The organism is Gemmobacter lutimaris (genome assembly GCF_003570715.1).
Lineage (GTDB): Bacteria > Pseudomonadota > Alphaproteobacteria > Rhodobacterales > Rhodobacteraceae > Gemmobacter > Gemmobacter lutimaris.
Genome location: NZ_QXXQ01000002.1, coordinates 455032 through 469539 on the forward strand (window position 1 = coordinate 455032; position 14508 = coordinate 469539).

The following is a 14508-nucleotide window of genomic DNA, read 5'->3' on the forward strand; positions in this document are numbered from 1 at the left end:
GGCAGATGGAAAACTGGCTTGAAATCCCGCAGGACCGCCCGCAGCCCCGGCCGCAACGCCTTGCGGTTCTTATGGGATTGACCATTTTGCTGGTGATGGCCTGTATATGCCGGGCGGGGGCGACAGTATCGGTGTTGCCATAATTCGATCGGCGGCCGTTCAGAGGCGGCGGATCATGGTTTCCGCAGCCGTGAAGCCGAAAGCGTGACGCAACAGGCCAAGCCGCATGACGGCCGTGCCCCGGAAGCCCCGCCGCGCGTAAAGGGCACGGGCGCGGGTATTGGTGTCCACAACTTCCAGCCGCACTTCGTCATAACCGCGCTGTCGGGCCAGATCGCACAGCCCTTCGATCAGGGCGCTGCCGACGCCCCGGCCGCGCGCCGCTTCGGCGACGCAGATCCCGTCCACCAGAAAGCGCCGGTTGTCTACCTCGTTGCCAAGGGCCGCCAGCAAGGCCAGCCGCCATGCACCGCCGGTCAGGCCGTAAATGGCGCGCAGGTCCGACCATTTGCCATCGGCAAAGCCGCCTGCGGGGGATTTGAACCCGGCAAGGCCCAACAGCCTGTCGCTTTCCACCGCGCCGATGGCATGGTCGGCGCGGATCACCCGGTCCAGATAGGCCAGCGCCTGCGGCTCGGGGCCGAGCACGCGGCCCAGCTTGTCGCTGAACGCCTGCCAGTAAAGGCGGGCCGCCTCGGCGCGGTGCTGGGGGGCGATGCCAAGGGTCAGACGCGGGCTCATCGGATCGCGCCTGACAGAAGCGCCTCATGCCCGGCGCCCAGCACCCAGCCCTCTTCCGGGCGCGCTTCGGGCGGGCAATCAAGCATTTCGGGCAGGCGCCCGGCGGCGGCCAGCCGGTGCAGGGCGCGGGCCAGTAGCCGCACCTGCGCGCGGTCTTTCACGCTGTCGCCTTCAGCCCGCACCTCGACGGCCAGCAGCGAGGGGTAAACCTCGGCCAGTGTGACGCGGGCGGGCGGTTCGAAAGGCCATACCGTCGTGTCGGCGCGGCGGGCCAGACGCGCGATCACCGGCAGGCCGGTCAGCGCCTGAGAGCCGACAGAGCCAGTGGTATAAAGCTTCCAAACCGGCTGCGCGCTGCGAATGCACCGTTCCACCGCGCGCCGTTCAGCAAGGCCGAGGGCCGGGTAATCGACCGTCTTACGATGCGGAAGGCCGGGCAGATTGACCGTTGCAGGGCAGCCCCAGAACGGGCCGGGGCCACCCAGATGCCGGTTGATTGCCGCCGCCACCTCAAAGCGGTTGTTGGCATTGTCGGGGGCATCCTGCACTGCGCGCTCCAGCCAGTCATGCAGGTTGCGGGCGCTGGCCTTGCCGGTCAGTCGTGCGGCGAAACCTGCGGGATAGCCCATCGGAAAGTCAAACCCGACCAGCCAGTTGCCGGTTGCGGTTTCCGCGATGATCCGTGCTTCGGCCTCGGCCCTTGTGCGGCAATAGATCTGCCGCTCGGCCCTGTCGGTGCAAAGGCCGATCCAGATCGCATCGGCGCTTTCGCGTGCGGGTGTGGGGCGGCTGGCCGCCGACCAGTCCACCACGGCGATGTTCAGTCCGCGCATCGGATGGCCCGTTCTGCCGTGGCAAGGTCTTCAGGGGTGTTGAGGTTGAAGAACGGGTCGGGCGTGCCGCCGGGGAAGGGGGCGGCAGAGGCGGCATGGGCCGCGCAGAAATCCATCATCCGCGCCCGACCCGAGGACAGCCAGTCGCGCAGCGCGCCGCGCAAGGCCATGGGCCAGAGCGCGAAGGTCGGATGCGCCCGGCCGCTGCATTCTGCATAGGCCAGCCCGCCATCGGCGGCCATCCACAGGCGAGGCACCAGATCGCCAGGGAAGAACGGCGTATCCACCGCCACGCTGACCACGGCATCGGCATCCCCGGCGGCCTCAAGCGCCGCCAGAATGCCAGAGAGCGGCCCTTGCGACACATCGTCGGCCAGAACGGGTAGCCCGGTGAACGCCAGCCGTGCCGGATCGCCATTGGCAGAGATGCGCAAGGCTTGCACCTGCGGCTCCAGCCGGGCGATGGCGTTCAGGATCAGCGGCTGCCCCGCCAGCGGCAACAGGGCCTTGTCGGCCCCGCCCATGCGCCGCCCGGCGCCGCCCGCTAGGATAACCCCGTCGATGCGCATGACCCTCTCCCTCGGGTTGCAGCCCGCCCCGCAAAGCCCTAAGCCTTCTGCACGGGCCGGTAAAGCCGGTTCCTCCACAACACCCGGACCTCCCATGTCTTCGCCCCTGAGCGCTGCTTTCCTGCGCGGCTGTGCCGCCTCCTTGCCCTTTGTGCTGGTCATCGGCCCGTTTGGAACGCTGTTCGGCGTGGTCGCCACCAGCGCCGGTATGACGGTGTTCGAGACCATGGCCTTTTCGGTCGTCGTCATCGCGGGTGCCGCGCAATTCGCGGCGGTGCAACTGATGCAGGACGGCGCGCCGCTGGCAGTGGTGATCTTCACCGCCGCCGCGGTGAACCTGCGGATGGCGATGTATTCCGCCTCGCTGGCGCCACATCTTGGCCCGGCAAAGCTGTGGCAGCGGGCGCTGATTTCCTACCTTCTGGTCGATCAGAGCTATGTCGCGGCCATTACCGAGTTCACCCGGCATCCCGGCCGCCCGGTGGCCGAGAAGGTGGCCTATTTCTTTGGCACGGTCAGCCTTGTTGTGCCGCTTTGGTATCTCTCCACATGGGGCGGGGCCGCTTTTGGCAAGGCGATTCCGTCCGACCTCGCGCTTGATTTCGCGGTGCCCATCGCCTTTCTGGCGATGATTGCCCCGGTCCTGCGCACGCCCGCGCATTACGCTGCCGCGCTTGTGTCGGTCGGGGGGACGCTGGCCCTGTGGTGGATGCCCTATTCTTCGGGGCTGCTGGTCGCCTCGGCTGCGGCCATGGCGGTGGGCGCGCTGGTCGAAACCCTGATGGAGAAACGCGCATGAGTCCCGATCAACTGCCCGAGATCATTGCAGTGAAATGGAAGCTCTGGACCATGATCGTGGCACTTGGGGCCGCGACATTCGGGCTGCGCTTTTCCTTTCTGGGGGTGATCGGTGCGCGTCCCCTGCCGCCCATGGTGCTGCGTCTGCTGCGGTATACGCCAATGGCAGTCATTCCGGGGCTGGTAGCCCCTGCCGTGCTGTGGCCTGCGGCAACGGGCGGTGAACCCGATCCGGTGCGGCTTGCGGCGGCGGTGATGACGGTGATGGCGGGGGTAATCACCCGCAACACGCTCGCCTCGATCGGGGCGGGTGTTGCGGTGCTGTTCGGTCTGCCGTTACTGTTGGGCTGAGCTTGCTGCGGCTTACTGGGCGGCAGCGGCTTTTTCGGCCAGACGGGGATCGCCTGCCTGCACCAGAAGAACGCCATGATTGTCGTCGGCGTCATCGTCGGTGATCTTGCGTTCGGTTACGCCCGGCAGTTCGCGGAACGCTTCCATCAGCTTTTTGGGGAACCAGGTGTGTGGCAGGGTTTCGAACCCCGGCACACCCTTCAGAACCGCCGAGACGGCATTGGTGCATTGCGCTTTGGGAACCGCGCCATAGGACATCGCGCGCTGCATGGCGATCTGCGCCACCTCGGGCGAGACGACCTTGGTCTGTTCGACGACGTAGTAGGTTTCGCGGGCGTGATAGTCGATGTAGAAATTGACCATCTTGTCGGTCATGCCGAAATGCACGTCATTGCGTTCTGCCAGTCGCGGCAGCTTCCAGCTTCCGGCCGGGTCGAACATGATGCGCTGTGACCCGTTGATCATCAGCCCCGCATGCGCGCCCGAACCGTTTCGCGTGCTGATCACCGTGAAAAGCGTGATTGCGGGCGGGCCGTCATGCACATAACGCGCCTTGGCGACGGCCTCATCCGGCGCCCAGACCGGCTCGGCGGCGCCGCAGGCGGACAGGGTTGCGACAAGGGCAACACAAAGCAGATGGCGGCGCATGGGGGCGCTCCTTCGGGGATGTCAGGCAGAAAAGGTCAGAACCGGGCCGGGGCGTGCCCCTCTGGCCCGATCCGCCGGAGGGCGCTGTCAGGAATTGGCCAGCGCCATGAAGATCAGGACACAGATGGAAATGCCGGCGCCCCAGGTGGACATGCGGATGAAGCCCGCGAAGGTCTTTTCATGTTCGCGGATGTCCATGCTGCCATGCTTGTGTTCGGCCATAGGTGCGTCTCCCGGATCTGCCGTGATTTTCCAACCCGATACCCGATTCACGGGGGGCTGTCACCTCCCCGTGTCACGCTTCGGGGGCGGGGTGTTGCGTGTCGGTTTCGTCCCAATCCTGCGCGAGGCGAAAGCCGATGCGGCGCGGCGGGGCGTCCGGCATCTCGCGTGGAATGGCGCGCAGCGCGACATTCAGCTGGGTCACATGCTGGACAAGCTGCATCTTTGCCCCGTCCTCGTCGCGCCCGTAGAAGGTGATCAGGTCGGGGTCGAAATAGCCCAGCCCTTCAATCCGCAATACGCCGACCTCGCCCCCAGCGAAGCCCATTGCCACCTCGTGCTTTGCATCAAGCTGGCCTTCGAAGTTGCGGATATAGAGGATCAGCCGTTCATAAGCCCATTCCGCCGGGCTTTTCTGATCGACAGGTTTGCGCGCCACGGCGGCCGGCAGGGGTTGCTGTTCCGCCGTTTCCGGTGCGTCCGGGTCGGCATGGACAACGTGGGCGCAGGGCAGGGCGCTGGCTTCCAGCACCTCGGCCGAGGTAGCGATTTCGTCGATCATGCGCGGCTCCACATCCAGTTCCCTTCCGGGGACTGGTCGCGTTTCGCAAGTCCCCTGTGCAGAAGGTAGGTCAGATGGGCCATGGCTTCCACCATTGCGAGGCCATATTCGCCCTCACCGATGCTGCGCCGGAACAGGACGGGGAAACAGCCTGTCGCGGTACGCGGCTGGTCCAGATGCGCCAGAAGCCGGTCGATCGCGCTGTCGTGGTTTTCCTCTAGCTGACGCAGCCGCAGCGGCAGGCCGGTGAAGGGCAGCTTGTGACCGGGCAGCACCAGATGCCGTGGTTCGGCCAGCGTGGCGAAGCGGCGGCAACTGTCGATCCATTCGCCCAGCGGATCGGCCAGCGGTTCGGTCGGGTAGACCCCGATATTGGGCGAGATCGAGGGCAGGAGCTGGTCGCCGCCGATCACCAGATCATCGGCCTCGCTCCAGAAGGTCGCGTGTTCGGGGGCGTGGCCATCGCCGCAATGCACCCGCCAGCGCCGCCCGCCCATGGTCAGGCTGTCGCCTTCGGCGATGCGGGTAAAGCCCAGCGGCAGCGGATGCACCACATCGCAGAAGTTGAAGGGCCGCTCCGTGCGGCGCTTTTCCAGCAGCGCCGGGTCCATCCCGGCACCGCGCCAGAAGGCAAGCTGTTCCGCCGTGGCGGCGGGTTGTTCGTCCAGCGTCAGCATCCGGGCATAAAGCCAGGCGGTGCGGGTGGTCACAAGTTCTGCCCCGCGTGCCATGAACCATCCGGCAAGACCAATATGGTCGGGATGGTGATGCGTCACCACAACCCGCCGCACCGGGTGGCCTGCCAGCGGCCCGTCGAGCAGTGCGAGCCATTCGGCCCGTGCGCGCCGGGTATCCAGCCCGGTGTCGATCAGTGTCCAGCCGTCGCCATCGTCCAGCGCATAGACATTGACGTGATCCAGCGCCATCGGCAGCGGCAGCCGCAGCCACAGCACACCTTCCGCAATTTCGACCGAACCGCCCGGCGCGGGCGGCTCGAACGGATAGCGCAGTCCGGTGCTGCGGGTATCCATGCTCACGAGGCCAGCGCCTCGGGGGTGAGGGCATAAAGCCCCGCCGCCCCTTCGCGCATCTGTGCGATCAGCGCGGTATGTTCGGGCAGAAGCCGCTTGATGGCAAAGGCCGCCAGTGGCTGCCGCGACGCATCGGCCAGCGCGGCCTTCAGGTGGTAATGCCCGCCCAGCACGCGGGCGAAGGCGCGCAGATAGGGCACGGCGCCGGCGTTGCGATCATTGGCCTCTTGCGCGACCAGCCATTCCGTCGCCTCGCGCAGTGCCTCGGCCGCCGCCCAGACATCGCCCGCCAGATCGGCCAGCGAGGCGCGCGCCTCGCTGGCGTGATCCTCGATCTCTTGCAGCAGGCGGTAGGCCGCCGTGCCGCCATCCATCATCTTGCGGCCGACCAGATCCATGGCCTGAATGCCGTTGGTGCCTTCGTAGATCGCGGTCACGCGGGCATCGCGGCTGAATTGCGCGGCGCCGGTTTCCTCGATGAAGCCCATGCCACCGTGGACCTGCACGCCCAGATAGGCGACTTCGTTTCCGATGTCGGTGCCATAGGCCTTGGCGATGGGCGTCAGAAGGGCGGCGCGGGCCTGCCAGTCGGCGTTGCCGGTGGCGCGTCCCATGTCGATGGCGACCGCGCAGGCCAGCGCGATGGCGCGGGCGGCAAAGGTTTCGGCCTTCATCTGCCCCAGCATCCGCCGCACATCGGCATGATCGACGATGGCGGTGGCGCCCAGCGGCGTTTTGCCCTGTTTGCGGTCCATCGCATAGGCGAGCGCATGCTGGAACGCCGCTTCGGCGACAGAAACGCCCTGCATGCCGACGCCAAGCCGCGCGTTGTTCATCATGGTGAACATCGCCGCCATGCCCTTGTGTTCTTCCCCGATCAGCCAGCCGGTCGCGCCGTCATATTGCATGACGGCGGTGGGCGAGCCGTGCAGACCCAGCTTGTGTTCAAGGCTGACGACACCAAGGCTGTTGCGTTTGCCGGGATTGCCGTTTTCATCGGGAATGAATTTCGGCACCATGAAGAGGCTGATGCCTCTGGTTCCGGGGGCACCATCGGGCAGACGGGCCAGCACGAGGTGGCAGATATTGCCCGCGAAATCATTGTCGCCCCAGGTGATGAAGATCTTCTGCCCTGTCACCGCATAGGTGCCGTCGCCATTGCGCTCGGCCTTGGTGCGCAGCGCGCCCACATCCGACCCGGCGCCCGCTTCGGTCAGGTTCATGGTGCCGCACCATTCGCCTGAGATCAGTTTCGGGATGTAAAGCTCCTTGATCGCGTCCGAGGCATGATGCTCCAGCGCCTCGATCTGGCCTTGCGTCATCAGCGGGTTGAGTTGCAGCGACAGGCAGGCGGAACCGATCATTTCGTTTACGGCGGTGGTCAGCGACATCGGCAGGCCCATGCCGCCGTGATCAGGGCTGGCCGCCATGCCGACCCAGCCGCCTTCGGTGATGGCCTTGTAGCCCTCGGCAAAACCGGGCGAGGTGCGCACCACGCCGTTTTCCAGCTTCGCCGGCGTCAGGTCGCCCGCACGGTTCAGCGGTGCCAGCACGGTTTCGCAGAGCTTGCCTGCTTCGGAGAGAATCGCCTCGACCGTTTCGGGTGTCGCTTCGGCAAAAAGATCGGTCGCGGCGACCTGATCCATGCCGACCACCTGGTCAAGAACGAAACGGAATTCGGAAACCGGGGCACGGTAGGGCATCTATCCTCCTTCCCGCGCTTGGCAACCGGGGCGCGCGGGTCTATCTGGGGTCATCTGTCGGGGGCGAGATTAACGCAAGGTCAAACCGCCTCAACATCAACGCTGCGTCACGAACCATGGAAACCCGCCTTATCGCCGCCACGTCAGAAGGGATCGCCGAGGCCGCCGGGGTGCTGCGCGCCGGCGGACTGGTCGCGATGCCGACCGAAACCGTCTACGGGCTGGCCGGGGATGCGCGCGATGATCGCGCGGTGGCGCGGATCTATGCCGCGAAGAATCGCCCGTCTTTCAATCCTTTGATTGTGCATCTGCCGGATATTGAAGCGGTCGGGCGCTATGCGGTGCTGACGCCCGAGGCGCGCGCGCTGGCGGTGGCCTTCTGGCCGGGGCCGCTGACCATGGTGCTGCCGCTGCGCGAAGGGGCGGGGTTGTCGCCGTTGGTGACGGCGGGGCTGCCCACGGTGGCGGTGCGGGTTCCGGCGCATCCGGTGGCGCGCGAGCTGTTGCAGTCGGCCGGGCTGCCGGTGGCGGCGCCTTCGGCCAACCCCTCGGGGCGAGTATCGCCGACGCGGGCCGCGCATGTGATGGCAGGCCTGGCAGGCCGGATCGAGGCTGTGCTGGATGGCGGCGCCTGTGCTGTGGGGGTGGAAAGCACGATTCTGGGCCTCGACGGCCCGCCCGCTTTGCTGCGCCCCGGCGGGGTGACGGTGGAGGCGATCGAGGCCGTTCTGGGGGGGCCGCTGGTGCTGCCGGGTGATCCGGCGCAGCCCAAGGCGCCGGGGCAGCTCGCCTCGCATTACGCGCCGCAGGCACGGGTGCGGCTGAACGCGACCGAGGCGCTGCCGGGCGAGGTGCTGGTGGGTTTCGGGGCGGTGGCTGGTGATCTGAGCCTGTCCGAAAGTGGCGATCTGGTGGAAGCCGCAGCGCGGCTGTTCCATCTTTTGCGCGAGGCCGATGCGCGGGCTGGTCCGGGCGGCGCGATTGCCTTCGCCCCGGTGCCCGGGACGGGCCTTGGCCGCGCGATCAATGACCGCCTGCGCCGCGCCGCCGCGCCGCGCCCCTGATATATGTGCCTGACACGGGGCGCCTTTCTCCGGGGCATCGAGCCCCTGCGAAAGGCGTTGCCACGGAAGGTTTCAGGGCTGGTGCCTTGTGCAATCGTGTTCGGGATCGGCACCGGGGACCGGATCGTAGCCCGATCCGCCCCATGGGTGGCAGCGGCAGATGCGGTGAACTGTCAGATAGCCCCCCTTGACCCCGCCGTGACGGGCAAGCGCATCCAGCGCATAGGCCGAGCAGGTGGGCTGAAACCGGCAGCCATGGCCGACCCAGGGGCTAAGCAGCAACCGGTAAGCGCGGACCGGCAGGGCGAGGATCTGGGCGAGCGGCGACATGGGCAAGGTCTCGGGCCGGAATTCGGGCTGTGACCGGGAGATATGAGTATTTGGGCAAGAAGCAAGGGCAGGGCAGTTTGCCCTGTTCAGGCCTTGGGGCGCGGCGGGCGGTGGATTTGTGACAGGGCTTGCGTCAGATCCGCTTTCAGCATGGCGAAATCGCGGGAGATCGTAGCCGCAGGGCGTCCGACCAGAACGTAGTCCCAGCCGGGGCGGGCGAGGCCGGGCAGGACGGCGCGCACGATCTCTCGCAGGCGGCGTTTGGCGCGGTTGCGCATCACCGCATTGCCAATCTTTTTCGAGCAGGTGAAGCCGACGCGGATGTCGGGGCGGCCATCGCCACGCTCGCGCGCTTGCAGAAGGAAGCCGCCCGTGCCCTGACGCCGTGCCTGTGCAGCGCGCAGGAAATCGGCGCGCTTGGCAAGGATCGTGTAAGAGGCGCATGATGAAACCGCCGCGAAGCTTTCGGAAGCCCCGGTCGTGCGGTTTGCTTCCTCTGCCAGCGGCGGTGTCATGTCAGATCTTTCAAAGCGACCCCGAGACGGGGGCCAGCCTGTCTTAAGCCGACAGCTTCTTGCGGCCCTTGGCGCGACGGGCATTCAGCACAAGACGACCACCTTTGGTGGCCATGCGGGCGCGGAACCCGTGGCGGCGCTTGCGAACCAGGTTCGACGGTTGGTAAGTGCGCTTCATCGCGGCTCTCCAGTAACGGCGGTAATATGCAGCCCGAACCCCGAAAGATTCGAGGGCCGCGGCAACTGAGGCCCGTCCTTTACGCAGGGCGCGCGGGCAAGTCAATTCCGCATGGGGTGTTTTTTCGCGGGAATCCGGGGTCGGCCGGGGTTTCAGGGGGGAATGACAGGCATATATGGCGCTGTATTCGGCCGTGCGGGTTTGCTAGTGCTGGACAAGGGCGGGCAAACCGCCGCAAGCGGAGACAGGCGTGCCGTGCGGAAGTTGATCAGCCGCATCCTCAATACCCTTTCGGGGCGGTTCCTGCTGCTGACCGTGGCCTTCGTCATGCTGGCGGAGGTGCTGATTTTCGTACCCTCCATCGCGCGGTTCCGGCTGGATTACCTGCAATTGAGGCTGGAGAAGGCGCAGATCGCTTCGCTGGCGCTTCTGGCCAATGACGGGATGATCACGCCGGAGCTGGAACAGGAGCTGCTGAACAATGCAGGGGTGTTCAACGTGGTGCTGCGCCGTGACGAGGTGCGCCAGCTTGTGCTGTCGTCCGAGATCCCGCAGCCGGTGGCGGCGACATTCGACCTGCGCATGGATGGGTCGTTTGAACTGATCCGCGATGCGCTGGCGGTGCTGGCGACACCGGAGGACCGGATCATCCGGGTGATCGGCAATCCGGTGCAGCAGGCGGGGTTGCTGATCGAGATTACCCTGCGGGAAGGGCCCCTGCGGACCGAGATGTATGATTATGGTCTGCGCATTCTTTTCCTGTCGGCGCTGATTTCGGTCATCACGGCGGCGATGCTGTTTCTGGCGGTGCGGCGCCTTCTGGTGGTGCCGATCCGGCGGGTGGTGCGGCACATGCAGGCCTATGCCTCGGCACCGGAGGATGCGCGCTATGTCATCACGCCCACCGCGCGGGTGGTGGAGTTGCGCGACGCCGAAGAGGCATTGCAACGGATGCAGACAGACCTGATTGCCGCGTTCCGGCAGAAGGAACGGTTGGCGCAGCTTGGTGGGGCGGTTGCCAAGATCAGTCATGACCTGCGGAATATCCTGACTTCTGCGCAGTTGTTTGCGGACAGAATCGAACAAAGCGCCGATCCGGCGGTGGCGCGGTCTGCGCCGAAGCTGGTGAACTCGATCACCCGCGCGGTGAACCTGTGCGAATCGACGCTGGCTTTCGGCAAGGCCGAGGAGCATCCGCCCCGGCTGGCGCGGTTTGCGCTGCGGCCGATGCTGGAGGATGTGGCGGATGGCGAGGGACTGTCTGCGCAGTCAGAGCCCGCCTGTCTGATCGACACGGCGCCGGGGTTGGTGGTGCGGGCGGATGCCGAGCAGCTTTACCGCGTGGTTGCCAATCTGGTGCGCAATGCCCGACAGGCGATCGACGCGACCGGGCGCGGCGGCACGATCGAGATTTCTGCGGGCGAGGACGAAACCGCATGGTGGATCCGCGTCGGCGACACCGGACCCGGCCTGCCGCCCAAGGCGCGCGACAACCTGTTCCGTGCCTTTCAGGGATCGGCGCGCAAAGGGGGCGCGGGTCTCGGTCTTGCCATCGCGGCCGAACTGGTGCGCGGCCATGGCGGGCAGCTTGATCTGGTCCGCAGCGACGAGGAGGGGACGGAATTCCTGATCCGCCTGCCGCGGGCGGGGGGGCTGGATGCCGAGGAAATGGTGGGCTGAGTCCCTGCCGATTCTGCCATCATGGCCACAGCTCTGGTTGTCAGTGGTAGGGCGCGCGCCTTGGCCCGAGCGATTTTCCCAATGCTGCAAGGCTTGGAAAGGCGCCGCGAAACAAAGTTGTCATCTTCCGCTTTTTCGCCCTTGCATCCCCCCGGCGCTGGGGCTAAATCCCCCCTCACAGCGGACCCGTAGCTCAGCTGGATAGAGCATCAGACTACGAATCTGAGGGTCGGGCGTTCGAATCGCTCCGGGTCCGCCATTTACTAAGATCGCAAGAAAGCCGACCTTCGGGTCGGCTTTCTGCGTTTTTGGCCTCAGCTTTCGGTGAGCATGTCGCGCACCAGCGGGATGACGCGGGTGCCGTAAAGCTCGACCGAGCGCAGGAGGTCTTCGTGCGGGGTCGTGCCGGCCGAGTATTTCAGGCTGAAGCGGTTCAGCCCCAGCGCTTTCACCGTGCCGGCGATCTTGCGTGCGACGGTCTCGGGGCTGCCGACATACTGGCTGCCCTGTTCGACCTCGTGCAGGAACGCCGCCCTGGTGATCGGCGACCAGCCGCGTTCGCGGCCAAGCCGGTCATGCAGGGCCTTGTAGCCGATGAAGGCAGCCTCGCGCGCGGCCTCGTCGGTATCCGCGATCAGGCCGGGCGAATGCACACCGAGCGGTTTGGCGGTGCCACCGATCTGGGCATAGGCGTCGTGGTAAAGATCCACGAAGGGCCGGAAGCGTCGCGGGTCGCCGCCAATGATGGCCAGCATCATGGGCATGTCATAACGCACGGCGCGGACCACCGATTCGGGACTGCCCCCGACGCCGATCCATGCCGCAATGCCCTGCGGTCCGGCAGGGGGATAGACGGCCTCCACCTTCAGCGCAGGGCGGTGACGGCCCTTCCAGTTCACCGGCCCGCCCTTGTTGACGGCGGCGAAGAGATCCAGCTTTTCCTCGAACAGCATCTCGTAATCATGCAAGTCATGCCCGAACAGCGGATAGCTTTCGGTGAACGAGCCGCGGCCAAGGATCACCTCACCCCGCCCGCCCGAGATCGCGTTCAGCGTCGAGAAGCGTTCATACAGCCGGACCGGATCGTCGGTGGACAGCACCGTGACCCCGGTTGCCAGCCGGATGCTGTTCGTCCGGGCGGCGATATTGGCCAAGAGGATCTCGGGTGCCGAAATGGCGAAATCGTCGCGGTGATGTTCGCCGAGGGCGATCACATCGACACCCACCTGATCGGCCAGCACCGCTTCGGCCACCACATCGCGCAGCACCTCGTCCTGCGCCTTCAGGCGGCCATCGGGGCGACGGGTCACGTCGCCGAAAGTATCAAGACCGAATTCCATGGTCTGCCTCCTGTTCCTTCACGTTGCCGTCAAGGTAAGCAGTCGGGGGCAGGATGTCGCCCCGCATGGGGGCACAGTCAGCCGCTTCGTTTGCACAGAAGGCAGTTCAGGCTTCTTCGTCCTTCAGCAGCAGAAGCAGGGCGAGGATGGTCAGCGCCACGCCGCCCAGCACGATGGCGGGCGGCACCTCGTGCCCCAGCGCGACTTCCCAGATCAGCACCCAGCTTGGCACCAGATAGGTATAGGCCATGACCTTGGCCGAGGGCAGGCGCAGCGTGGCGTATTGCAAAAGGACGAAGGTGGCCGCGCTGGCGGCGACAGCAACATAGACGAGGCAGATCCAGACGATCGGGGGCAGGGCGGCCCAGTCAGTGCCGATCACGTCGCGCCAGCCGTAAAGGCACAGCAGGCCGAATCCTGCCAGCATCATGCCGAAGGTAAAGACCACGGCGGGCTCGCCCCGGTTCAGACGACGGATCATCGGGGCGTAAAGCGCATGGGCGATGCAGCCGATGAAATAGATGGCCTCACCGCGTCCGACATGCAGCCGCATCAGTGCGGCAGGATCGCCCCGGAAGATCACCCAGACTGCCCCCGCCGCACCGATGGCCAGCGCCAGCGCCATGCGCGGGGTGGTGCGCTGGCGCAGCAATATCCAGCCGAAGCCTGCCGCCATCAGCGGTGTCAGGGTAAAGACGGCGGCGGCGGGCACGGCGGCTGCGGTGCGCAGCCCTTCGAACATCAGAACGAAGTAAGCCGCCAGCAGGGCGCCGAGTATCAGGTAGCGCCAGGGGGCCACGAAGGCCCGGCGCGGAATGCCGGTGGTCAGATGGGCCGCGATGCCGACCAGCGCCCCGGCGAGGGCAAAGCGCGGCACGGTCAGTGCGGCGGGGGCTATGTGGGGCGCGGCCATTGCCCCCAGCGAGAACGACCCGGCAACCAGCGCGGAAAAGCCCAGCATTGCGAAATGCCCGCGTTGGCCCTGGGTCAGGGCGCGCAGCATGGCGATGCTCATACCTCGGTCCAGCTTGCGGCGGCCGCTTTCAGGTGGCTGAGGAAGCTTTGCACCTTCACGGTGCGATGCAGGTCTACATGGGTCACCAGCCAGAGCGGCGCCGCCCATTCATCGCGGGGGGCCATGATTTCAACCAGATCGGGGTCAGAGGCGGCAAGGTAATGCGACAGGAAGCCGATGCCCGCGCCTTCGCGCAGCGCGGCCTCCAGCGCGGCACTGTCGGTGGCGCGATAGCTGATCTGTTCGGGTTGCACGGTATCGCGCAGCCAGCGATGGAAGGGCGCGCGGCTGAGCGTGCTGTCGGCGCCGATGAACAGGTGTCCGGCAAATTCGTCCGGGCCTTTGGGATGGCCGTGTTTCTCGACATAGCCGCGCGTGGCATAAAGCCCGGTGCGCATGCGCAGAAGGGGTTGCACGACGTTGTCGGGTTCTTCCGGGATGGCCCCGGCACGGATTGCCACATGCGCCTCGCCGTAATCCAGCCGGAACAGTCGCATGTCGGTCAGATAGCGCACGATCAGCCCCGGATGCGCCTTCTGAAACGAGGTCAGCACCGGCGTCAGCAGGGTGGCGAGGCCGGTGATCGAGGTCACGACCAGTTCACCCGTCACCGTTTCGCCCTGGCCCTTGATGCGCGAGGCAAGCTGGCTGAACTGTTCCTCGGTGGCCTGCGCGACGGAAAGCAGGTCGCGCCCTGCCTCGGTCGGGGTATAGCCGCGGGCGTGGCGCTGGAAAAGCCGGGTGCCCAGCCGTTTCTCCAGCGCGTCGATGTGGCGGATCACGGTCGCATGGTGCACGCCCAGCACCTCTGCCGCGCCCGATACGGTGCCCAGCCGGGCGACCTGAAAGGCGGTGCGGACCTCATCCCAGTTTTCCATACGCGGGCTCCTGCTGTTCGGTGCGAGATTAGCGGCTGGCGCCGTGGCGG

Annotated in this window: 18 protein-coding genes and 1 tRNA gene; 5 read left to right on the plus strand and 14 right to left on the minus strand. The window is 66.3% G+C overall.

Annotated features, from left to right (window positions below):
• Positions 1-159 precede the first annotated feature (159 nt).
• Genes D2N39_RS05360 through mobA form a run of 3 tightly spaced genes read right to left on the minus strand, consistent with a single transcriptional unit; the run spans position 160 to position 2143 of the window.
• On the minus strand, positions 160-741 hold the full coding sequence (locus tag D2N39_RS05360) for a GNAT family N-acetyltransferase (RefSeq protein ID WP_119133730.1): 582 nt from the start codon (positions 739-741) through the stop codon (positions 160-162).
• A complete protein-coding gene (locus D2N39_RS05365) occupies positions 738-1574 on the minus strand; it encodes a hypothetical protein (protein WP_119133731.1) in 837 nt (278 codons plus the stop codon). The genes D2N39_RS05360 and D2N39_RS05365 overlap by 4 nt, the downstream gene beginning before the upstream one ends.
• Positions 1562-2143, minus strand: a complete 582-nt coding sequence (gene mobA, locus D2N39_RS05370; RefSeq protein WP_119133732.1) for a molybdenum cofactor guanylyltransferase MobA — start codon at positions 2141-2143, stop codon at positions 1562-1564. Before mobA ends, D2N39_RS05365 begins: the two co-directional genes overlap by 13 nt.
• A gap of 94 nt (positions 2144-2237) precedes the next feature.
• Here mobA and D2N39_RS05375 point away from each other — a divergent pair, with 94 nt between their 5' ends.
• Both D2N39_RS05375 and D2N39_RS05380 read left to right on the plus strand, forming a co-directional pair.
• Positions 2238-2942, plus strand: a complete 705-nt coding sequence (locus D2N39_RS05375; RefSeq protein ID WP_119133733.1) for an AzlC family ABC transporter permease — start codon at positions 2238-2240, stop codon at positions 2940-2942.
• Between the two features lie 50 nt (positions 2943-2992).
• Positions 2993-3292, plus strand: coding sequence for an AzlD domain-containing protein (locus D2N39_RS05380; protein ID WP_407645535.1), 300 nt, complete (start codon positions 2993-2995; stop codon positions 3290-3292).
• Positions 3293-3304: 12 nt separating this feature from the next.
• On the opposite strand, the gene D2N39_RS05385 is transcribed toward D2N39_RS05380, so the two are convergent.
• The 5 genes from D2N39_RS05385 to D2N39_RS05405 all read right to left on the minus strand — a co-directional run bounded on the left by D2N39_RS05385 (position 3305) and on the right by D2N39_RS05405 (position 7458).
• Positions 3305-3940, minus strand: coding sequence for a sortase family protein (locus D2N39_RS05385; protein WP_119133735.1), 636 nt, complete (start codon positions 3938-3940; stop codon positions 3305-3307).
• 87 nt (positions 3941-4027) lie between these two features.
• Complete coding sequence (locus tag D2N39_RS05390) at positions 4028-4162, minus strand: aa3-type cytochrome c oxidase subunit IV (RefSeq protein ID WP_119133736.1); 135 nt, start codon at positions 4160-4162, stop codon at positions 4028-4030.
• Between the two features lie 73 nt (positions 4163-4235).
• A complete protein-coding gene (locus tag D2N39_RS05395; protein WP_119133966.1) occupies positions 4236-4724 on the minus strand; it encodes a DUF6173 family protein in 489 nt (162 codons plus the stop codon).
• Positions 4721-5755, minus strand: coding sequence for an MBL fold metallo-hydrolase (locus D2N39_RS05400; protein WP_119133737.1), 1035 nt, complete (start codon positions 5753-5755; stop codon positions 4721-4723). Before D2N39_RS05400 ends, D2N39_RS05395 begins: the two co-directional genes overlap by 4 nt.
• Positions 5756-5757: 2 nt before the next feature.
• On the minus strand, positions 5758-7458 hold the full coding sequence (locus tag D2N39_RS05405; RefSeq protein ID WP_119133738.1) for an acyl-CoA dehydrogenase: 1701 nt from the start codon (positions 7456-7458) through the stop codon (positions 5758-5760).
• A gap of 116 nt (positions 7459-7574) precedes the next feature.
• Here D2N39_RS05405 and D2N39_RS05410 point away from each other — a divergent pair, with 116 nt between their 5' ends.
• The gene (locus D2N39_RS05410) at positions 7575-8522 is read left to right on the plus strand and encodes an L-threonylcarbamoyladenylate synthase (RefSeq protein ID WP_119133739.1); all 948 of its coding nucleotides are present in this window, start codon (positions 7575-7577) and stop codon (positions 8520-8522) included.
• Between the two features lie 72 nt (positions 8523-8594).
• On the opposite strand, the gene yidD is transcribed toward D2N39_RS05410, so the two are convergent.
• The 3 genes from yidD to rpmH all read right to left on the minus strand — a co-directional run bounded on the left by yidD (position 8595) and on the right by rpmH (position 9545).
• Positions 8595-8852 (minus strand): membrane protein insertion efficiency factor YidD, encoded by a 258-nt coding sequence (gene yidD, locus D2N39_RS05415; protein ID WP_119133740.1) that lies wholly within the window; start codon positions 8850-8852, stop codon positions 8595-8597.
• An 86-nt stretch (positions 8853-8938) separates the two neighbouring features.
• Entirely contained in the window at positions 8939-9367 is a 429-nt protein-coding gene (gene rnpA / locus D2N39_RS05420) for a ribonuclease P protein component (protein ID WP_119133741.1), read from the minus strand.
• A 43-nt stretch (positions 9368-9410) separates the two neighbouring features.
• Positions 9411-9545: a 50S ribosomal protein L34 gene (gene rpmH, locus D2N39_RS05425; protein ID WP_054302507.1), complete on the minus strand. Its 135-nt coding sequence runs from the start codon at positions 9543-9545 to the stop codon at positions 9411-9413.
• Positions 9546-9812: 267 nt separating this feature from the next.
• Between rpmH and D2N39_RS05430 the strand changes: the two genes are divergently transcribed.
• Complete coding sequence (locus D2N39_RS05430; RefSeq protein ID WP_119133967.1) at positions 9813-11225, plus strand: sensor histidine kinase; 1413 nt, start codon at positions 9813-9815, stop codon at positions 11223-11225.
• Positions 11226-11407: 182 nt separating this feature from the next.
• A tRNA-Arg gene (locus tag D2N39_RS05435) sits at positions 11408-11484 on the plus strand.
• Between the two features lie 55 nt (positions 11485-11539).
• Here the strand turns inward: D2N39_RS05435 and D2N39_RS05440 are convergent.
• The 3 genes from D2N39_RS05440 to D2N39_RS05450 all read right to left on the minus strand — a co-directional run bounded on the left by D2N39_RS05440 (position 11540) and on the right by D2N39_RS05450 (position 14458).
• A complete protein-coding gene (locus D2N39_RS05440; protein WP_119133742.1) occupies positions 11540-12565 on the minus strand; it encodes an LLM class flavin-dependent oxidoreductase in 1026 nt (341 codons plus the stop codon).
• 106 nt (positions 12566-12671) lie between these two features.
• Complete coding sequence (locus tag D2N39_RS05445; RefSeq protein WP_233557057.1) at positions 12672-13580, minus strand: DMT family transporter; 909 nt, start codon at positions 13578-13580, stop codon at positions 12672-12674.
• Positions 13577-14458 (minus strand): LysR family transcriptional regulator, encoded by an 882-nt coding sequence (locus tag D2N39_RS05450; RefSeq protein ID WP_119133743.1) that lies wholly within the window; start codon positions 14456-14458, stop codon positions 13577-13579. Before D2N39_RS05450 ends, D2N39_RS05445 begins: the two co-directional genes overlap by 4 nt.
• Positions 14459-14508: the final 50 nt, after the last annotated feature.